The sequence below is a fragment of the Endozoicomonas gorgoniicola genome, from assembly GCF_025562715.2.
Taxonomy (GTDB): domain Bacteria; phylum Pseudomonadota; class Gammaproteobacteria; order Pseudomonadales; family Endozoicomonadaceae; genus Endozoicomonas_A; species Endozoicomonas_A gorgoniicola.
This window is the reverse complement of the sequence record NZ_JAPFCC010000001.1, coordinates 5437769-5458425: the sequence shown is the minus strand read 5'-3', so window position 1 is coordinate 5458425 and position 20657 is coordinate 5437769. Positions and strand designations below refer to the sequence as shown.

The following is a 20657-nucleotide window of genomic DNA, read 5'->3' as shown; positions in this document are numbered from 1 at the left end:
GCCGGGCTTTTGGCTTTTGGCTGTTCATACAGCCAACCGCCAAAAGCTAATAGCCATCAAGACACCTGTCACTCTCTGTTTAACAGCAGGGCTGCAGCATTCACCACCACCCTGACCGCAATGGCTTCTGCCTCTGCAATTTTTGATTCGTCAGGAATTTCCTGACGGGTCCGGTTAACAATGACAGCCGCAACACAACCGGCTTTCAGTCCTGAGGCGGCACACATGGTCAGCAACGTTGCCGACTCCATTTCATAGTTCAGGACACCCAGCGCCTGCCACTCTTCCATGGATCCACGAAAACGCCGGATAACATGCCCGGTAACGGTGTCGTAACGCTCCTGCCCCGGATAAAAGGTATCGGAGGAAGCGGTGATTCCCACCTGGTAATCAGCAGACTCTGAACGAACGGCAGACACCAGGGCTTCGGTACATTCAAACGAGGAAACCGCCGGAAATTCCATCGGCGCAAAGTGTGTGCTGGCACCATCGAGACGAACAGAGGCATTGGTGACAATAAGGCTTCCGGGCTCGATAGCTTCCTGAATCGCCCCTGTTGTTCCTACCCGAAGAAACGTTGTAATACCCAGCTGGGCCAGTTCTTCTACGGCAATTGACGTTGATGGCCCGCCAATACCAGTAGAACAGACGACAACCGGTTTACCATTCAGTTCGGCCAGCCAGGAAGTGTATTCTCGCACGCTGTTGAGAAACTGTGGGTTATCCATCTGGCTGGCAATTCGCTCAACTCTTGCCGGATCACCGGGAACAATGGCTAACTCTGCACCCTGCAACTGGTCGCGGGTAATTCCAAGGTGAAAAACGTTATTTGCAGGCATCTGAAAGACTCCTTTGGAGTGTTATCGATGCTGAAGAGTATCACAGGTATTTGAGATTTCTGCATTGCTGAATATCAACGACGACGGCAAAATAAATCCATGAACAGCTCTTTTATGCGTTAATCCATTAATGGTTAGGATAGCCAGCCCCGCCAATGGTTCAATCTTTATCTTTTTTACGCCGCGCCCTTGGGTGAGCCTTATCGTACACATCCGCCAGGTGCTGAAAGTCCAGATGGGTATAAATCTGGGTGGTGGAAATATCACTGTGTCCCAATAATTCCTGAACTGCTCTCAGGTCGCCACTGGATTCCAGCAGATGGCTGGCAAAAGAGTGTCTCAGCATGTGGGGATGAACAGACGTCGGCATGCCCTGCTCCCGGGCCTGTCGTTTGACCCGGTTCTGCACCTGTCGATGGCTGATCCGTTCGCCCCGCTTCGACAGAAACAAAGCCTGTTCGTCTTTCACCGGAAGCATCGCCCTGGCAGAAAGCCATAGCCGGATGGCTTCTCTGGCTTTGCGTCCCACGGGCAGTATTCGTTCTTTACTGCCTTTGCCCAAAACCGTTATCCGCTGAAAGTCTTCTTCAAAACTATTAAGGTTCAATGCCACCAGTTCAGACAGTCGCAGCCCTGAAGAATAAAACAGCTCCAGCATGGCCTGATCCCTTAAAACCAGTGGGTCGTCGTCACGGTTATTCAGCAGCGCATCCATCTGGTCGGTATCGAGCGTAACGGGCAGTTTTCTTGAAGCTTTGGGGGCAGACAGGCGTTTGGCAGGATTATCTTCAACCATTCCCTGTCGGTTGAGGTATCGAAACAGACTGCGTACCGAAGACAGCAACCGCTGCAGGCTTTTACTCTGCAAACCGTTACCATGCAATTCTGCCAGCCAGAGCCTGAGCCGCTTTTCAGAAAGCTCAGACCATGTGCTGATATTTTGCGAAGCCAGCCAGCCCGAGAGTTTCTTCAGATCACGACAATAAGCTGCCAGCGTATGCCGGGAGCTGTTTTTCTCAAATTTCAGATAATCTAAAAAGGCATCTATATCTTTCTGTAAAGGGCAGCGCTGAGATGGCATCAGAGAAACCGGCTCAATACACGACAGAGAACATCGCTTAAATAACCCAGAAACAGATTCCCCATAGACGCCCTGAAGTGATTTTCATCCCGGCTGCCCAATGCCAGCACTCCAACAGAGTCGGGGAAATTCAGTGGCGACAGTGCAACAGAACCGATACTCGGATGATCGTTCGGAAACAGGAACTCCAGCTCTTTCTCCGCCAACCGTCCACATACCACTTTCTGCCCACCGTTCAGGTTTACCAGTAATTCGCCCAGTACAGAATTAGCAATGTCAGGATTTTCGGTACGAATCGAGCTGTTAACTGGCTTTTTGTTGAACAGAACCAGTGCGTGGAACTCCACGCCAAAGTCGTTTTCCAGACCGTCCCGAAGTGTCTCTGTTACCTGCTCCAGATCGTTGCTCTCGATTAAAGCCAGTACCAGTCGGCGGGAGTTGTCAAACAGCCGGTCATTATCGCGAGCCACACTGACAAGACGTTTCAGCCGCTGTTTCTGCTCGTCGTTACGATCACGAAGCAGCGCCAGTTGTCGTTCATAAAGGGAGATGGCAGAACCGCGCTGATGGGGCAGGGTCAACGACATCAGTAGTTCATCCTGACCCATAAAAAACTCCGGGTTCTGCTGCAGGTAGTCAGCCACTTCCGCTGAAGTCAGTTCAGCTGGCGGCTCTTCATGGGAAAGAGCCGGAATGGTTGCACTGGACTCCGGAGTGGCTGAATCGCTCATAAGCGGGTCTGTCCTTCAAATACTCGGGTGGCCGTTCCAGTCATGATAACCGAGTGACCTTCTCCCGACCAATGAATGTTCAATGTCCCCCCCGGAAGGTTGACCCGAACCTCGTCACCCAGAAGCCCCTGCAACCGTCCGGCAACAACTGCCGCACAGGCACCGGTACCACAGGCAAGCGTTTCACCAACACCCCGTTCAAAGACCCTGAGGTTGATCTCGGCCTGATCCAGAACCTGCATAAAGCCGACATTACAGCGCCTTGGAAAGCGGTTATGTTTTTCCATCAGCGAGCCCAGTCGCTCTACTGGCGCACGGTTTACATCGTCTACCTGCATCACGGCATGGGGGTTACCCATAGAGACGGCACTGACTTCAAACTCCTCTCCATCAATACGCAGGTCGTAGGTAGAGCGCTGTTCATGCGCCTTGAACGGAATATCTCCGGGCTGCAGCCTGGGAACCCCCATATCCACCGAGACTTCACCGTTAGCGTGGAGTGTCAGTTCAATATTCCCACCCGCCGTCTGCACCTGAATCGTGTCACGCCCAATCAGCCTTTTATCCCGCACAAATTTGGCAAAACAGCGGGCGCCATTGCCACATTGTTCCACTTCGCTGCCATCGGCATTGAAAATACGGTAGCGAAAGTCCATATCCGGATCAGTAGGCGGTTCTACAATCAACAGCTGGTCAAAGCCGACACCAAAACGGCGGTCTGCCAGTCGACGGATTTTGTCCGGAGGTAGACGTACCGACTGGGTAACCATATCAACCACCATAAAGTCGTTACCCAGCCCATGCATTTTTGTAAAATGTAACAGCATAAAAAAACTCGTTCTGTCCTTCCGGTCATTCACAGGCTGGGAAGTTGCAGCCTGGGAACCCCCATATCCACCGAGACTTCACCGTTAGCGTGGAGTGTCAGTTCAATATTCCCACCCGCCGTCTGCACCTGAATCGTGTCACGCCCAATCAGCCTTTTATCCCGCACAAATTTGGCAAAACAGCGGGCGCCATTGCCACATTGTTCCACTTCGCTGCCATCGGCATTGAAAATACGGTAGCGAAAGTCCATATCCGGATCAGTAGGCGGTTCTACAATCAACAGCTGGTCAAAGCCGACACCAAAACGGCGGTCTGCCAGTCGACGGATTTTGTCCGGAGGTAGACGTACCGACTGGGTAACCATATCAACCACCATAAAGTCGTTACCCAGCCCATGCATTTTTGTAAAATGTAACAGCATAAAAAAACTCGTTCTGTCCTTCCGGTCATTCACAGGCTGGGAAGTACGCTTTCGGGTGCCAGCTGCTCTGCAATGGTTTCACGGCGTCTGACCAGATGTACCTGATCACCGTCTACCATGATTTCGGCACAACGGTTACGACTGTTATAGTTTGAACTCATGCCAAAACCATAAGCCCCTGCCGATTTCACTGCCAGAAGGTCACCTTCTGCTATTCGCAATACCCTCTCCCTGCCAAGGAAGTCACCGGTTTCACATATTGGCCCTACAATATCGCAAACCAGCGCCTCTTTACTATCATCAGGTACCACCGGTTCAATGCCATGCCAGGCACTGTAGATAGACGGACGTAATAAATCATTCATGGCCGCATCAACCACGGCAAAGTTTTTATGGTCGGTGCGTTTGATCAGCTCCACCTGAGTCAGCAGAACCCCTGCCTGCCCGGCGATGGAGCGACCGGGTTCAACCACCAGTTTCAGGTTCCGCCCCTGCAGTCTGGCTTTAACCGTACTCAGGTAATCTGATGGGGTCGGGGGCGTTTCATCGTTGTAGGCAATACCCAGCCCACCGCCAATATCAATATGCTTCAGCTCAATGCCGTGAGCCTGAAGGCTATCCACCAACAGCAGTAACCGGTCCAGGGCATCAATAAAAGGTTCACCACTGGTCAGCTGGGAGCCGATATGGCAATCCACCCCCACTATTTCAATATTTGGCATCTCAGCAGCTCGCTGATAAACCACCAGCGCATGATTGATATCAATGCCAAACTTATTGTCGCGCAGACCGGTAGAAATATAAGGGTGGGTTTGAGCATCAACGTCAGGGTTTACCCGCAGAGAAATGGCAGCCCGTTTACCCATTGATTCTGCTAACTGCTGGATGCGATCCAGTTCCGTTTCAGACTCAACATTAAAGCAATACACGCCCACTTCCAGGGCGCGCTGAATCTCGTCATGCTGTTTCCCTACCCCCGAAAACACCACTCTGCCGGGGTCGCCACCAGCCGCCAGAACCCGCTCCAGCTCTCCCACGGAAACAATATCAAAGCCTGCGCCCAGGCTGGCAAGAAGGTTCAGCACTGCCAGATTGCCATTGGCTTTTACTGCATAGGCGATCAGGTGAGGAACATCGTGTAAAGCCTCTTGATAAGCTTTATAACCCGCTTCCAGCCCGGCACGGGAATACACATAAGCGGGGGTGCCAAACTCTTCAGCGATACGTGACATTGCTATCTGTTCGGCATGCAGCGCACCATCACGATAGGAAAACCAGTTCATGAATCTGTCTTATCTCTTGTTAGTTCAATGACTGCTTCAGGCGCTATTTTTTATTGTGGCGTGAGCGCAGGGGCAGAAGCATCTTCCGGCAGGTAGAGGTCACCTTTCTGCCCACACCCTGCTAACAGGAAGGTACAGAAAACCAATGCCATCATTGCTTTTATTGTTAATTTAAAAGGCGCTGTCATTAGGGGATTCCTTTTAAAAATCAGCTTTATCATCAATTCCGACAGTATAACTGTGGAACATACCCTGACTCTAGGGAATAATCGCAGCAGCTGAACAAATTCCTGATGATTAAATGAGCAGAGCGATGAACGAAAATCAGTTTAACCAGAACCTTGATGAACTGATGATGGCCATTGAAGACGCCATTGAAGAACAGGGACTGGATATTGATTATGAAACCTCAGGAGGGATTCTGACCCTGACCTGTCCCGACAACAGCAAGGTCATTCTCAGTCGTCAGACACCTCTGCTGCAACTCTGGCTGGCGGCAAAAAGTGGTGGGTTTCATTTTGATTTTGATGAAGGGGAAGAGGTTTGGATGTGTAAAGGAGAACGTCTGCCGGAGGTGTTGAACCGGTGTTTGTCTGAGCAGTGCGGTGAAAACATTTCCCTGTCGTCTATACCCTAAGCCCGGACAATCTCTGCTATGTTGATTGCGCCACTCAAAAAATAATCCATGATGCAAATAAGAGGTAGAAAGCATGGGTCTTGAACAGCGGGTTGAAGCTCTGGAAATCTGGAAGGATAGAATGGAAGTCGTTATTCGGGGGACACACGACGTTGTCTGTCTTATCCTCAAAGAGCAACGACAGTTTGAGCGTGAGCTGTGCGATATAAAGCGCAAGCAGGCGGAGCATGATGAGAGGTTTGATAAAATGGACAAGAAGTTTGAAAGAATAGACGACCGCTTCGACAAACTGGAACGCCTGATTGTCTCTTCACTGCTGGAAAAAACCGAGGGAGCAGAGAAGAAAGATTTAACCTGACCAGACGCAAAAAAGCTCCGCAGCTTTCACCACGGAGCTTTTCAGACACGGTCTGTAACCGCCGCTAACTCATCATTCGGTAGGAATGATTAGAAGTAGTAGCGAGCGTTAACAGAGTAGGTGTTGCCGCTCTTATTCTTGATCTTCTTGCCATCGTGACCTTTACGCTCACCATCAGACCATTCGAAAGCGAACTGCATTGGGCCAGTCTTGTAGATGGCACCCACAGCAACTTCCTTGAACTCAGCCTTGCTGTTAGCTTCTTTACCAGAAACCATTTGCTTGTCAGCTTCCAGCTGGTTGTAACCAGTGTACAGAGCGAAGCCGTCAACAACCTGTGGCAGGTTCACCTGAGCGAACAGTTCCAGACCGGTAGATTTTCTGTCCAGATCGCCACCAATCTTAGTGGTGTTGGTCTTGTTCTCGAACTTACCGTAAGTAGCAGCCAGTTTCAGCATTTCGTTTTCAAACTTGGCACCAACAGTTGCCGCCTTGGACTTGTCCTGACCTTTGTAATCAGTGTTTTTTTCGTACTCGGTTTCAGCGTAAGTCGCACCCAGAGACAGGCCCATTGGCAGATCGTAGCTCAGGGAAACACCAGCACCGTTCTTACGTGTGAACTTGTGTGTGACATCATTAACGTCTTTCATACTGGCATCGCCTCGCAGCTGGTACTGAACACCTACGTTCAGACCGCCGAAGCTGTTGCGGTATTGCAGTACGTCGTCAGCACGGGCAGAGCCGTCAACGTCGCCGCTTACACGACCGGTGTACAGGCCCATGGCATTACCACCGCCAATAGCGTAGGAGTCAGTCCAGCCGTTTACGTCTTGCATAACGGACCAGCTTTTACCAGCTGTGATCTTACCGTAAGTGTCGTGATCCAGACCAACAAAGCCCAGACGGTTGAAGAAGGTGTCTTCTTTGCCGCCCAGAGCGTTATACTCATCTTTAGCGCGGAAGCCCCATTCAGCAACACCGTGACCGGTCCAGCCGTTACCCAGCTTGTGCGCAAACTTAAAGTTGATACGGGAACTGTCGTTTTTACCGGTGACTTTGCTGCCGTAAGCTTTTTCAGCCTTGACGCCGATACGACCGCCGATGCTCAGGCTGGTGGTGTCGTCGTTATAAACTTCCAGTGCCATTGCCTGACCGGCAACGAGGGATGCTACTACAGCGGCAAGCAATTTCTTCTGCATTGCTAACTCCTGACTAAATATGTGTTGTGTGGCAAATACAGCCGCTATTTTTTGTGTAAGTACAGGATCGAAAACAAACCATCCCTGCACAGCGGCAGTAACGGCGATTATGAAGAGCATCTTACACAGCCGTCACATCACTAAAATAAATACCCTTATTAGCAAAATAAATTTCCTCTCGGCTATTACCTAGCAGGTAACAAAAACACAACAGACACCGAATCCGAAAAAGGGTCAATACTTAACCAGCAGTACTTTGAACAGCAAAACACCGAACCTTGTTCTAATGTAAAATCTTCAGAACTCAGTCATTTATGTGTATAGAAAGTAATCAAAAGCAGCGTTTTACAGGCAAGGTGTAATTTTTTTGATAACTTCGGAGGGGGGTTCAGGTCTTTTTTGTCGCATTTATGTCACAAAAAAGACACTATCAAAAAACGTTCAAAATGCGCTCAAATGGACAGGTATCAAAACGAACAATTGATACCCATATCCCAAAAACCGATTTCCAGGCGTGTCGCTTCCTCAAAGGTTTTTTGCAACGACACCAGTCGCTTATCTGTAAAGCGGGACTCAGCCAGACGCTCGATGGTTTCTATTGTTTTTACCGAACCGGCAAGATACTCGTCACCGCCATAAGACTGAATCCAGTGCCAGTAAGGGTTACCTTCGCGTTTGGTCGCCGGATCATTGATAAGCCGATCACCTATTTCCGCGTACCCCACGGCACAAGGCGACAGCGCCACCTGTAAATCGAGAATATCTCCTGCCATACCACGTTCCAGCACGTAACGGGTATACGCCATATTGGCACGGGCTTCCGGCACCTGAATGACGTCCTGTTCAGTCAGACCCCATTCCTTGCAGTAGCCTAAATGAATTTCAGTTTCAGCTATTACAACAGCAACACTTTCAGCAGCCGCGCGCATATCGTCCGGATTGTCTGATTTATACACCGCCAGTGCATAAGCCCGGGCATAGTGCAGCAAAAACAGGTAGTCCTGTTGCAGGTAGTGCTGAAAGCATTCCATCGGCAGCGTACCATCACCAATGCGCTGCACAAATTCATGGTGACAATAGGCATGCCAGTCATCTTTGCAGGCCGACTTTAGTTTTCCAAACACGGTGTCCTGATCATAGAAAATCGACGTATCAACACTCATTGCTGCACCTTATTAATATGAGTTGTAAAAATGGACTGTAAAAATGGACTGTAAAAATGGACTGTAAAAAGTAGTCAGAGTCACTGCATTTTAAATAAGAAAGCCGTTGGGGCAACTGGATTTACGTTCTATAATCCAAAAGCCGGATCGAACCAGAAGGAGTTCATTATGCTCAGTCAAACAATGATCGATAAACTGAACGAGCAGATTAACCTGGAGTTCTACTCTTCCAATCTGTACCTGCAAATGGCTTCCTGGTGTGAAACCCAGGGGCTGGATGGCTGCTCTACATTTTTCCATCAACACGCACGGGAAGAAATGCAGCACATGCAGAAGTTGTTTGATTATGTCAACGAAACCGGAGCCATGGCGATTCTCGGAGCCATTGACGCACCACCCCATGAATACGAGTCCGTTCGCCAGGTGTTTGAAACCACCTACGAGCACGAGTGCAAAGTGACCAGCAGCATCAACTCACTGGCTCACACGGCGTTTTCAGAACAGGACTACAGCTCGTTCAATTTCCTGCAATGGTATGTAGCTGAACAGCATGAGGAAGAAAAACTGTTCAAGTCCATTCTCGACAAGATTGATATGATTGGTACAGAAGGCAACGGCCTGTACTTTATTGATCAGGAAGTCTCCAAAATCCAGACTGCCGCGCGCTAGCCAGCAGCCTGAGACTTATAGCCACAAGGCAGGGAAGAGCGCAGCGCTTCCCTGTCTATGCCAGCTGCAATACTTTCTCTACCAGCTTTTCAATGCCATCCGCCGCTTCTCCAATGCGATTAGCCAGCATATAGGCGGGGGTTGTCACCAGCTTATGCTGTTCATCCACCACAATGTCATCTACCGCGCAGTTAATGTGCTTAACACCAGTAGCCTCTATTGCCTGAGCCGTTGCTTCATCGTTACCAACGGTGGCCTGAACGCCCTCGCTGAATATGCGCCCTGCCAGTGCCGGAGCAATACACAATAAGCCCAACGGTTTGCCTTTATCAGCGAACGCTTTGGTGATGGCCAGCACATCCACCTGGACACGAACGTCAGCACCGTTAAAGGCAAAGTCCGACAGGTTCTTGGCAGCGCCAAACCCTCCGGGCAGTATCAACGCATCATAGTCTTCAACGTGCAGCGACTGCACCGGCTTGATCTCACCACGGGCGATACGGGCAGACTCAACCAGAACGTTGCGCTCCTGATCCATCTCGTCCCCGGTGCAATGGTTGATCACATGGTGCTGTGGAATATCCGGCGCAAAACACTGGTATTCAGCGCCCTGACGATCCAGAGCGAGGAGTGTAAGCACCGATTCGTGAATTTCAGCACCATCGTATACACCGCAGCCAGACAGAATAACGGCCACTTTTTTACCTGCACCCACTTTACTCATGTCAATTTCCCTCTTATTCAATTCAGGACGACCACAAATCAACTATAAAAACAACGTGACTAAACTTACACTCAATAATTACAAACACCTTGCCTTAATAATGATACCCAGATAACCGGCTGGTAACACGCTTGAAAAAACTGATCATTATTCACTCTCTGGTTCTATCGATCCTGATGCTGACAACGGGCATGATCGCAGGATGGTGGCTGCATTCCTGGCCGGGCGGGTCAGGCAATGAAACCTTTGAGAATCACCCATACCAGATAATCCAGTGGGACAGTGACCTCTCAAGTACTACTCCGTATCAGACCATGCAGCCCTATAATGATCAGCCCATTGGTGAACGCTCTCTGTTTCTTCAGGCTCTGGACGAGAACCGGATTGATGACGCACTGGTCATTTACCAGCAGTACGAGCGAAATGGAGCAAGCGACTTTCGCCCCTTCAGGAGAGACCTGGAAGACTGGTTAAACCACCAGGACAGTGACTTAAGTATCAATGTTCTGGAGCGTTTCACACAGCATTACTATCAGGATGAATCACTGCTAACACGACTGGCAAACCGTTATGAACATCAGGACCGGCTGGATTCCGCCATTACCACGCTGCTCGAATTAAAAAGTTTTACGGATAGCAACAAAAAGCGTTCAGCCCTTAACGAACGTATCCACTCTCTCAGTCGGGCTGTTTATAACCAGCAAATGAAACTGGATCAGCTGGTAACGCTGCTTGAACTCTTCCAGCGATTATCTTCTCAGGAAGCCAACTATGGCTTTTACCGCTTTGCCCTGTCCCAGATCTATCTGGCTGCCGGTGACAGCAACAGCGCTATACGCGAACTGGAAGTTCTTCAGACTCATTCTGAATTTGGCCGTCAGGCGGCTCAGCTACTGGCAGCACTCACCCCTCCACCGCCAATGGATGAACCGGAAGAATTGCCCGCCAGTACCATCCCTCTTTCTTCCCAAAACGGGCACTTCATTATTGGTGTGTCTGCAGGCAACAAAGAGACCGTCAAACTTCTGATTGATACCGGGGCCAGTCTCACCACAATGCCTTCTGACCTGCTGCAGAGACTGCGCAGAAAAAAACTGGCGGCAAGGGTTGGGCATACACAGCTGAAAACGGCTGGCGGATATCAGTTCGCGCCGATCTATCAATTGAAAGAGCTGCACATTGGCAACTTTATTGTCAGGAATTTGCAGGTCGCTGAACTTGACCTGTATGAACTGGGTTCAGAAGGTTTGCTGGGGATGAATGTGCTGGGGCAGTTTCGCTTTCATCTGGATCAGGATCGAAACACTCTGACTTTGCACCCGAGGTGAGGCCGCTTTTCGTCTTCCGCTGGCCGTAGCCCGTTGCCCGTTGCCCGAAACCCGTAGCCCGTAGCCCGTTGTATTTGTGGTTGTGGTTGTTGCCACCTTATACGGGATACGGGATACGGGAGACGGAAAGCGAAAGGCGGAAAGCGAAAGGCGGAAACCGTGTGTTACCCGAAGCGCACAAAGTATCACAAGAACCGACACAGGTAACACAATTCCACTCGGCAGACTTTGACTACAAACAGCAATTATTCTCTATCCCATTGATTTAAAACGCTTTTATAAAAGCTGGCACACTAAATGCCTTAATGACGACAAACAATAATAATAAGATCAGCCCATCTAATAATAACAATAAGGGCACGGCGAGTTGATTGTTTTACAGGATGATTCCGGTTTTCAGCCAGTAAAATTATCGGCTTTCCAGTTACTCAGTGTGCTGACAACAATAATGAGAATGAGCATTGCTGAAACCAGGGGAATTGACTTCCCCTGTTTTTCTTTTACCTTCCCGGTCAGCCACCTCCCCCATGCACCTGTTTCAACCAATGGCAGAATGCTATGATGTATCCGTTTCACCAAACCAACAATCTCAACTCAACCAAGGCTTCATGCAAAACTCACCATGTTAAGCACCTCAATCATGGTTCTGGTGCTGGCCCTTGTTCTGGCTTTTACGGCTATGCTCTTCTGGCGCAGGCAGAAAAGGGAAAACCAACCAAAGGACGTACACCCTGAAACCAGCTCACAGGAAACACTCTCCGATACCGGCTCAACCGGTGACCTGACTATGCAGAATCGTGTTAACCGCCATGTGATTCCAAGAGACCACCACCCCGTATCACGACGGGAAATCAGTGATAACGCCCTGAAGGTACTGCATCGTCTGACCAGCAACGGCTACGACGCTTACCTGGTCGGTGGCTGTATTCGGGATATTTATTTCGACCTGCACCCAAAAGATTTTGACGTTGCCACCAATGCCACGCCGGAACAGGTTCGCCGCCTGTTTCGTAATTCCCGGGTGATTGGCCGACGCTTCAAACTGGTACATGTGCTGTTTGGCCGTGAAATGATTGAAGTGGCCACGTTCAGGGCCAGCCACGACAACACGACTCAGGATACGAAACATGGCCGGGATAAATCCCACCATTCCGATTCCGGCCGAATCCTGCGTGATAACGTTTACGGCACCATGGAAGACGATGCCCTGCGCCGTGATTTCACGGTGAACGCCCTGTATTACGATGCCCGTGACTTTACCGTGGTGGACTTCTGCAACGGTGTGCAGGATATCGAAGATGAAGTGTTACGCCTGATTGGCGATCCGGTTACCCGCTACCATGAAGACCCGGTGCGCATGTTGCGCGCACTTCGCTTCAAGGCAAAGCTCGACTTCACTATTGAACCGGAAACCGCTGACCCGATCTTTGAATTGGGCTATTTGCTGCGAGACATTCCGTCAGCCCGACTGTTCGATGAAATTCTGAAACTGTTGCAATCCGGAAACGGCGTTCGAACTTTCGAACTCCTGCAGGACTACGGCTTGCTGAAGCACCTGTTTCCAGCCACACACCGTTGTCTGGAAACAAGCAGTCTGGAAACAAGCAGTCTGGAAACAAGCAGTCTGGAAACAGGCAGTCTGGAAACAAGCAGCCAGGAAACAGGAGATAAGTACAGTGAAGACCTGATTTTCAGCGCCCTGCGCAGTACCGACCAGCGTATTGCCAAAGATCGCCCGGTGACACCCGCTTTCCTGTTTGCCGCTTTTTTATGGGGGCCATTGCAGCGCCAGTTCCGCGATTTACAGGAACAGGGCGTTCCTCCCGTACCTGCCATGCAACAGGCTGCCATGATCGTACTGGACAACCAGTGCGCCCATACCGCCATCCCCAAACGTTTCACCATGACCATCCGTGACATCTGGGATCTTCAGTATCGCCTGGAGCGTCGTCAGCCTAAACAGATTGATGGCCTGCTGGCGCATCCGAAATTCCGCGCCGCTTACGACTTCCTGGTGTTGCGGGAAGAGTCCGGCGAGCAACTGAACCAGGCCGGACAGTGGTGGACAGAGATTCAGGAACATTCTGACCCGAGTCGTAACGAGATGATTCGTTCTCTGCGCAATCAGCCTGGCAGTGGTAACGGCCGTAAACGTCGCCGTCGTCGCCAGCCAAGAAAGCGTGCGCCACAGAACAGGAATCCAGAATCATGACCAGAGCTTACGTCGCCCTGGGCAGCAACCTCGACAATCCGGGGCTACAACTGCAACGGGCGGTTGACGAAATTGACAGTGCTTCAGGCATTCAGATCACCGGCTGTTCAAAGCTTTATCTGAGCGTCCCCCTTACCGCAGACGCTCTTAATGAAGACGCTCTTAATAAAGACGCTCTTAGTGAAGGCTCTCCTGGTGAAGGCTCTCCTGGTGAAGAAAAGGTGCCGGAAGATCAGCCGGACTACTGTAATGCGGTGGTAGAAATTGACACTACACTGCAACCCACAGAACTACTGGACGCCATGCAGACCATTGAAAACAACCATGGTCGTGTACGTTCAGTACGCTGGGGACCTCGCACACTGGACCTCGATATTCTGCTGTATGGCAATGAAACCATTGAGAGCGAACGCCTGACCGTACCGCATTACCAGATGCATGTGCGCAACTTTGTCTTGTGTCCTCTGCACGATATTGCTCCTTCCCTGTCTATGCCTGACGGCAGAACCGTTGAGGCTTTGCTTCAAACAACCGGCAAAGACGGACTGAAGGTTATTGCGGACCAGTATCCGTGGTTTTAACCTTCCAGGGCAGCGCAACGGATACGACCGTTGCGCTGCCTGTCACTGCGAACTGACACATCGCAAAGCTTTCCGTATAATCCCCGCCTGAATTCATTACTTTGGAAATGTAGCGCCCATCGTCGGAAGTATTACCGTATTGATGGCCGCTTAAGGTCTATACAGATGGCTAAAGTTACCCTGCAAACACTGGCAGCAATGAAAAAGTCCGGTGAAAAATTTGCCTGCCTGACCGCATACGATTCCACATTTGCGAATATCGTCAGCACTCAAGGGGTTGAAGTCATCCTGGTAGGAGACTCTCTGGGCAATGTGATCCAGGGAGAAGACACCACCCTGCCCGTAACCGTTGATGATATGTGTTATCACACCCGTTGTGTTGCCAGAGGCAATAAAGATGCCCTGGTTATGGCAGACCTGCCCTTTGCGTCTTACCATGACGAAGAACAGGCGATTATCAACTCCGCCCGCCTGATGCGTGCCGGAGCGGATATGGTCAAACTGGAAGGCGAAGGCTGGCTGGCTCCGATCGTGGCCCGGCTGCGTGAACAGGGCGTTCCTGTCTGCGCTCACCTTGGACTTACGCCCCAGTTTGTTAATGTACTGGGCGGATACAAAGTGCAGGGGCGTGAGATAGACCGCGCTAATGCCATGATCCAGGCCGCCATTGATCTGGAGGCAGCAGGCACAGCTCTGCTGTTGCTGGAATGCGTACCTGTAAGCCTGGCCCGCGAAATCACCACTGCGGTTTCCATTCCAGTTATTGGCATTGGAGCGGGACCAGACACTGACGGTCAGATTCTGGTGAGCTACGATATGCTTAACCTGACACCGGGCCGCAAGGCTCGCTTTGTTAAAAACTTCATGGAACAGGCTGACTCTCCTCAGGAAGCAGTAGCCAGTTACGTCAAAGAAGTAAAAGACGGTAGCTACCCCGCTGAAGAGCATTGTTTCAACTAATAGTCTCAATTAATAGTCTCAAACCAAGGCTTTGAAAGGCGTTTCAGTTAAGCATTATGAAAACCGTTCATTCGATCTCTGAAGTCCAGTCTGCCGTTGCGGCATTAAAAGCAGAAGGCAAACGTGTTGGCTTTGTTCCAACCATGGGCAATCTGCATGACGGTCACCTGACCCTGGTCGAAAAGGCCAGGGAACTGTGTGATGTGGTGGTGGTCAGCATTTATGTCAACCCATTACAGTTTGGCCCCAATGAAGATTACGACTCTTACCCCAGAACCATGGAGCAGGACAGCCAGCTGCTGATTGAGCATGGCGTGGATATTCTGTACGCCTGCCAGACTAAGGAAATCTATCCGGAAGGCAGTGAGAACCATACCCATGTCTCCGTAGACGTTCTGGATGGCATGCACTGTGGCAAAACCCGACCGGCCTTCTTTACCGGCATCGCTACCGTTGTCACCAAACTGTTTAATATCGTGCGCCCTGACGTGGCGGTCTTTGGCGAAAAAGATTTCCAGCAGCTGACTATTATCCGCAAAATGGTGCGGGATATGTGCATGCCGTTGGAGATTGTAGGTGCGCCTATTGCCCGGGAAGCGACCGGACTGGCGATGAGTTCCCGTAACGGTTACCTGACCCGGGAAGAGCGTGAAGTCATTGCTCCGACGCTTTATCAATGTCTGCTGGATGCCCGTGAAGCCATTATTGGCGGTGAACGGGATTACGACCTGCTTCGTCGCAACGCCTTTGCCAGACTGGCAGAGGCAGGGTTCAAGCCGGACTATTTCAATATCAGCAACACCCGCACGCTGCTGCCAGCAGTGGCTGAAGACCAGTCACTGGTTATTCTGGCAGCAGGCTATCTGGGCAAAGCCCGGCTGATCGACAACATTGCGTTTGATCTGTAGCCCACTCAACCAATTACGAACGACCCAACTCAAACGTGTTGGTTGGGTCGAGCGGAACGCGACTCCCTACACCCGAGAGGTTTAACAGTGAGCAATCAATCATCCCCGATGACCCCTCTGAGTCATCTCTCCTCTTCTGACAAACTGGTTGAACTGCAAAAGCAACTGGCAGGCACTCACCTGCGCGACCTGTTTGATGAAGACAAACAACGTTTTGACAAATACACCATGGAAGCGGCTGGCCTGTTCCTGGATTACTCCAAGAACCTGATCAACGACGATGTTCTGGCAAGCCTGACGAAAATGGCAGAAGAAGCCAGACTGCCTGAAGCCATCAATGCCATGTTCTCCGGTGAGAAAATCAACAACACGGAAGGACGTGCAGTACTGCACACCGCCCTGCGCTACTTTGGCACAGACCCGATCATGGTCGACGGCAAAGACGTGATGCCAATGATCCGTGACACCCACAAGCGCATGAAGGAAATCACTCAGCAGGTACACAAAGGCGAGTGGAAAGGTCACACCGGCAAGCCAGTCAAGCACATCGTGAACATCGGTATCGGTGGTTCTTACCTGGGCCTGAAAACCGCCATCAACGCCCTGACCCCATACCACGTTGAAGGTCTGGAGCATCACTACGTTGCCAACATCGACCCGAACGAAATTTCTGAAGTACTGCGCAAAATTGACCCGGAAACCACCCTGTTTATCGTGGCGTCCAAGTCCTTCGGTACTCTGGAAACCCTGCAAAACGCTCAGGCTGCCCGCAGGTTCATGCTGGAACAGGGTTGTGCTGAAGCGGACATCCGCAAGCACTTCGTGGCGATCTCCACCAACCTGAAAGCCATCGACGAGTTTGGTATTGCCCAGGAAAACACCCTGCCTCTGTGGGACTGGGTAGGTGGTCGTTACTCCCTGTGGTCCACTATCGGTCTGATGATCAGCCTGGTCGTTGGCTTCGATAACTTCGAACGCCTGCTCAAAGGTGCCGGAGAAATGGACAACCATTTCAAAACCGCACCTCTGGACAAAAACATGCCGGTTCTGATGGGTATGCTGGGTATCTGGTACCAGAACTACTTTGGTGCTGAGTCCCACGCGGTTATCTCTTACGACTACTTCCTGCGTGACTTCCCGGGTCATCTGCAACAGATGGATATGGAATCCAACGGCAAGCGCACCACCCTCGACGGAAAAACCGTTGATTACCAGACAGGTGCCGTTATCTGGGGTGGCACCGGCACCAACGACCAGCACGCTTACCACCAGCTGCTGCATCAGGGTACACGACTGATCCCTGTTGATTTCGTAGCCCCGGCAACTTCCCACAACCCTCTGGGTGAGCAGCACCCATGGCTGTTTGCCAACGCCGTGGCCCAGAGTCAGGCGATGATGCAGGGCAAGACCCTGGAAGAGATCCGTGACGAAATGCTGGCAGCTGGCGTAGCGGCTGAAGACGTTGAGCGTCTGGCGCCGCACAAGGTGATTCCGGGCAACCGTCCGAACAACATGATTGTGCCTGAGAAAATCACTCCGGAAGTCGCCGGTGCGCTGATCGCCCTGTACGAACAAAAAGTTTTTGTTCAGGGTGTTCTGTGGCAGGTGAACTCATTCGACCAGTGGGGCGTGGAACTGGGCAAAGTACTGGGCAACCGGGTTTATGACCGCATCACCGAGAAAGGTGCGACAACGGATCAGGACAGCTCTACCAACGGTCTGGTGAATCGCTTCAAACAGTTTAATGCCTGATAGTTTTTCGGGTTGTTAAATAAAAACGGAGCCTGCTGGCTCCGTTTTTATTCTCTCGTACTAACTTATCATCGTTCCAGAAGATAGCACTAAGGTTTACTAAAACCGATAAGATGCTCATCAACCACTTGCGCATTCTGCTCATACTGACCGAAATGCTTTTGCATCAGATGATCGAACTTTTCTTCAGAGATAAGCCCCTTCAAGTCATCACACAACCCTGTAAGGCTATTTTGCAATTGCTTATTGACACCTTCCAAAGTCTTTACATCGTCAACAGCCGTCGCATTGTAGAGCGTTTGATAATTAGCTTCTGCCACTTTTTTAGATTCCTCAGAAAGCTGGTCATCCAGTTGACGAATAGCCTTCTTATGTTCACGCTCCATTTCGCTAATTTGCTGATTCAGTTGAATAATAGTTTGATTCGCCTGCTTTAGCTTAAACTCAGCATCTGATTCCTCATCAGTCCGTGTACTGGCTTTTTCAAGCAAGCCCTGATTAGCTACTTCAAGCTCAGCAATTTTTGCTTCTAATTGATACTTTTCTTCATTAACCTCCTGGTACATGTCGATCAATTCTTCATTCTCTTTCTGGAGACTCTTCTGCTGTGAACTTAACGAAGGGTACTCATTGAAACTTTGTTGCTCTCTGTTAATAGACTCCTGAAGTTGCGCATAAGCATTTTCCAGCTGCGCTTTAAGGTTTATTATTTCATTTTGCATGTGCTCCAGAAGCTGCTGCGACTCCTCGCTGCTCTCTGTCACCTGAATTTTTGGATCAACCCTTTCGGTATCATACTTTGCCAATTCAATGACCATCTCTCCATTTCTCTGTTGCAGTGTTTTTATAAAATCCTGCGCACTGGTATATAGAGACTGAAGCTCTTCAATTTCCTTTCCTTTCTCTGCAACCTCTCCTTTAAGGACATTCAGGCTACTATTTAACTCAGACATCTTTTTTCTTGCATCAATGTTATGACTCCTTAATGCTTGCGATGCCATATTTGCTTTTTTCTCCTGTAAACTTATTTCATTTTTCTTTTCCTCAATTTCTTTTTGGAATTCAGTCATCTGCTCACACGCCGACCGATAATCTTCTCTGAGATTTATGATCTGTTTTTCTTTTTGGTTTATTAACTCATCTATCTTTTCTGATTCTTTTCCAGAAGATTTAGCTTTGCTTTCCAGGTGGCCAATTTCCTTTCTTAGCGCATTGATTGAAACATCTTTTTTTCTTATTTCTTCTTTTTGATTTGCAAGAGCATTTTCAAGCTTTTTCACTGCCAAATCATAACCAACCTTAATTTCATCTACTTCTGCTTTTTTATTAGCCACTATTTTTTCATACGAATTAATATCCTTATTCGCAGCATCAAGCTTTGACGTTAAAGCTTTCTCATGAGCCTTTAGTTTTGCCATTTCTTTTACATTAGATTCAAGGCTTGTTTCCAGTTTAGATATTTTCTTTTGTTTGTCCTGAAGATTTTGCTCCAACTTTGAGCAACTTTTTAACAGCCTTTTTGTTTCCTCATCACTTTTTTTCAACTCCTCTTTTCGTTCATTCAATTCATCTCTAACAGTTTTCAGCTTATTTTGAGACTCCTGTATAGTTTCTTTTTGGTTTGACTGTTCTTCAGAAAATTGACTTTTTTGTTTTTCCATCTGATCAGTGAGATTAAACATCTTATTTTTCAGCTCTAATAACTCCTGATCTTTTGCTTCCAGCTTTGTTTCAAGACTTTTTATTTCAGATTCAGACACTGCGACAGATTGAGCCATATTTTTTTTCGAAGTTTGAGCTTCGGTCAACTTTCTGTGCCGGTATTCCAACTGAGTAAGCTTATGCTCTAACTGTAACTTTTCTTCACGAAATTGTTTAGCCTGAACATGCATAACTGCTAATTCACCATCCAATTTCTCATTTTCTATTGCTGCACTCTTTGTCATTTGAGCCAGTTTAAGCTTTTCCTGTTCCAACTCAATTTTCAGACGATCCTTATCTTCAGTAAGATTATGAACAAGCTTTGCCTTTTGTTTCAGCTCTCCATCTTTTTGAACCAATAAAGCCTGCTTGTTTGATAGTTCCTGTTCTTTTGTTTTTGCACTATTGGTCATTTCCTGAAGCTTATGTTTATCTAACAAATCTTGCCGCTTACACTTAGACAATTCTTGTTCAGTTTCATCCAGTTTTATTCTGGTTTCAGTAATTACAACTGCATATCTCTTATTCTGTGCCTTTAGGTTTTCATATTTTTCCAGGATGGTATCAATTATCACTTTATTAGTTTTTCTTTCTTGCTCATGACGCTGTATTTCCTTTTCGTGCTTGCGATAAAGCCCCTGTAACAAATCAACCGGTGTTCTATCTTTTATAGCGGTGTCTTCAGATATTAACCGCATCTTCTTAAATTCATTGACTAAGCTATCGATTTCGGCTTCAACCTCAAACTGCTCCATCAGTTTTTCGTCAAAGAATTTTAGATCTTTGATTGCACTTTTATGGAAAGCATTTAACGTTCCAGCAGCAGATGAAAACTCGCCATTCCAGGTTGTCATATAAAAAACCAAATCATTATATTTATCACGCAGTGTGTTGTGTTTTAGAACCAACTGTTCGACTTTCTCTTTTTCCGCAAATTCTCGAGAAAAAGGAGTCGCCGGAGTGAGATAGTTTTCGGCTTTGACGATTTCTGCTATGTACTCAGGCAGCTTCTTAGGTTCTTTTGGATCAAAATCTTTATATCCATTAGTAAAAAGCCTGGTAAGTTCTGATTTGGTTCTTGCATAAGAGATGGCACCTATAGTGCCTTCTTTTTTACCTTCATTTCGGTTGGTGAGATTGTCGAAAAGCAGATCGGGAGTAATACCTACTCCAGCTCCAGCTCCAGCTCCAGCTCCAGCTCCACGATCATTTCCTATAGCCATGTCAAACTCCATTTTTTCAGATTAAATGTACTCCGTTGGTGTTTTTAGAGTTAACTTAT

The 20657-nt window shown here is 49.0% G+C and carries 19 protein-coding genes and 1 pseudogene; 9 read left to right on the top strand and 11 right to left on the bottom strand.

What is annotated here, in order from left to right:
- Positions 1-68: 68 nt before the first annotated feature.
- From udp to lptM, 7 genes and pseudogenes are all read right to left on the bottom strand, one after another.
- Positions 69-839, bottom strand: coding sequence for a uridine phosphorylase (gene udp, locus NX722_RS24525; RefSeq protein WP_262565493.1), 771 nt, complete (start codon positions 837-839; stop codon positions 69-71).
- Positions 840-999: 160 nt separating this feature from the next.
- The gene (xerC, locus tag NX722_RS24520; RefSeq protein ID WP_262565492.1) at positions 1000-1920 is read right to left on the bottom strand and encodes a tyrosine recombinase XerC; all 921 of its coding nucleotides are present in this window, start codon (positions 1918-1920) and stop codon (positions 1000-1002) included.
- Positions 1920-2651 (bottom strand): DUF484 family protein, encoded by a 732-nt coding sequence (locus tag NX722_RS24515; RefSeq protein ID WP_262565491.1) that lies wholly within the window; start codon positions 2649-2651, stop codon positions 1920-1922. The genes xerC and NX722_RS24515 overlap by 1 nt, the downstream gene beginning before the upstream one ends.
- Complete coding sequence (dapF, locus tag NX722_RS24510) at positions 2648-3478, bottom strand: diaminopimelate epimerase (protein ID WP_262565490.1); 831 nt, start codon at positions 3476-3478, stop codon at positions 2648-2650. The genes NX722_RS24515 and dapF (NX722_RS24510) overlap by 4 nt, the downstream gene beginning before the upstream one ends.
- A 47-nt stretch (positions 3479-3525) precedes the next feature.
- A pseudogene (gene dapF / locus NX722_RS24505) lies at positions 3526-3900 on the bottom strand (diaminopimelate epimerase); the annotation flags it as partial.
- Positions 3901-3929: 29 nt separating this feature from the next.
- Positions 3930-5183, bottom strand: coding sequence for a diaminopimelate decarboxylase (gene lysA / locus NX722_RS24500; protein WP_262565489.1), 1254 nt, complete (start codon positions 5181-5183; stop codon positions 3930-3932).
- Positions 5184-5233: 50 nt separating this feature from the next.
- Complete coding sequence (gene lptM / locus NX722_RS24495; protein WP_262565487.1) at positions 5234-5371, bottom strand: LPS translocon maturation chaperone LptM; 138 nt, start codon at positions 5369-5371, stop codon at positions 5234-5236.
- Between the two features lie 125 nt (positions 5372-5496).
- On the opposite strand from lptM, the gene cyaY reads away from it, so the two are divergent.
- Positions 5497-5820 carry an iron donor protein CyaY gene (gene cyaY, locus NX722_RS24490; protein WP_262565486.1) on the top strand — a complete coding sequence of 108 codons (324 nt, stop codon included), beginning with the start codon at positions 5497-5499 and terminating at the stop codon, positions 5818-5820.
- A 73-nt stretch (positions 5821-5893) separates the two neighbouring features.
- Positions 5894-6178 carry a hypothetical protein gene (locus tag NX722_RS24485; protein WP_262565485.1) on the top strand — a complete coding sequence of 95 codons (285 nt, stop codon included), beginning with the start codon at positions 5894-5896 and terminating at the stop codon, positions 6176-6178.
- Positions 6179-6267: 89 nt separating this feature from the next.
- Here the strand turns inward: NX722_RS24485 and NX722_RS24480 are convergent, their stop codons facing one another.
- Together NX722_RS24480 and tenA are read right to left on the bottom strand one after the other, a co-directional pair.
- Positions 6268-7377, bottom strand: coding sequence for a porin (locus tag NX722_RS24480; protein WP_262565483.1), 1110 nt, complete (start codon positions 7375-7377; stop codon positions 6268-6270).
- A 467-nt stretch (positions 7378-7844) separates the two neighbouring features.
- Positions 7845-8540, bottom strand: coding sequence for a thiaminase II (gene tenA, locus NX722_RS24475; RefSeq protein ID WP_262565482.1), 696 nt, complete (start codon positions 8538-8540; stop codon positions 7845-7847).
- A 168-nt stretch (positions 8541-8708) separates the two neighbouring features.
- Here tenA and ftnA point away from each other — a divergent pair, with 168 nt between their 5' ends.
- On the top strand, positions 8709-9209 hold the full coding sequence (ftnA, locus tag NX722_RS24470; protein ID WP_262565481.1) for a non-heme ferritin: 501 nt from the start codon (positions 8709-8711) through the stop codon (positions 9207-9209).
- Between the two features lie 55 nt (positions 9210-9264).
- Here ftnA and elbB read toward each other — a convergent pair whose 3' ends face one another.
- Entirely contained in the window at positions 9265-9933 is a 669-nt protein-coding gene (elbB, locus tag NX722_RS24465; protein ID WP_262565480.1) for an isoprenoid biosynthesis glyoxalase ElbB, read from the bottom strand.
- Between the two features lie 131 nt (positions 9934-10064).
- Between elbB and NX722_RS24460 the strand changes: the two genes are divergently transcribed.
- The 6 genes from NX722_RS24460 (at position 10065) to pgi (ending at position 17674) form a co-directional block, all read left to right on the top strand.
- A complete protein-coding gene (locus tag NX722_RS24460) occupies positions 10065-11261 on the top strand; it encodes a retropepsin-like aspartic protease (RefSeq protein ID WP_262565479.1) in 1197 nt (398 codons plus the stop codon).
- A gap of 622 nt (positions 11262-11883) precedes the next feature.
- The gene (pcnB, locus tag NX722_RS24455) at positions 11884-13473 is read left to right on the top strand and encodes a polynucleotide adenylyltransferase PcnB (RefSeq protein WP_262565478.1); all 1590 of its coding nucleotides are present in this window, start codon (positions 11884-11886) and stop codon (positions 13471-13473) included.
- Positions 13470-14054: a 2-amino-4-hydroxy-6-hydroxymethyldihydropteridine diphosphokinase gene (gene folK / locus NX722_RS24450; protein ID WP_262565477.1), complete on the top strand. Its 585-nt coding sequence runs from the start codon at positions 13470-13472 to the stop codon at positions 14052-14054. Before pcnB ends, folK begins: the two co-directional genes overlap by 4 nt.
- 165 nt (positions 14055-14219) lie before the next feature.
- Positions 14220-15014, top strand: coding sequence for a 3-methyl-2-oxobutanoate hydroxymethyltransferase (panB, locus tag NX722_RS24445; RefSeq protein ID WP_262565475.1), 795 nt, complete (start codon positions 14220-14222; stop codon positions 15012-15014).
- 56 nt (positions 15015-15070) lie between these two features.
- Positions 15071-15922, top strand: a complete 852-nt coding sequence (gene panC / locus NX722_RS24440) for a pantoate--beta-alanine ligase (protein ID WP_262565474.1) — start codon at positions 15071-15073, stop codon at positions 15920-15922.
- Between the two features lie 87 nt (positions 15923-16009).
- Positions 16010-17674 carry a glucose-6-phosphate isomerase gene (gene pgi, locus NX722_RS24435; RefSeq protein ID WP_262565473.1) on the top strand — a complete coding sequence of 555 codons (1665 nt, stop codon included), beginning with the start codon at positions 16010-16012 and terminating at the stop codon, positions 17672-17674.
- Between the two features lie 89 nt (positions 17675-17763).
- On the opposite strand, the gene NX722_RS24430 is transcribed toward pgi, so the two are convergent.
- Positions 17764-20598, bottom strand: coding sequence for a coiled-coil domain-containing protein (locus NX722_RS24430; RefSeq protein WP_262565472.1), 2835 nt, complete (start codon positions 20596-20598; stop codon positions 17764-17766).
- Between the last annotated feature and the right edge of the window lie 59 nt (positions 20599-20657).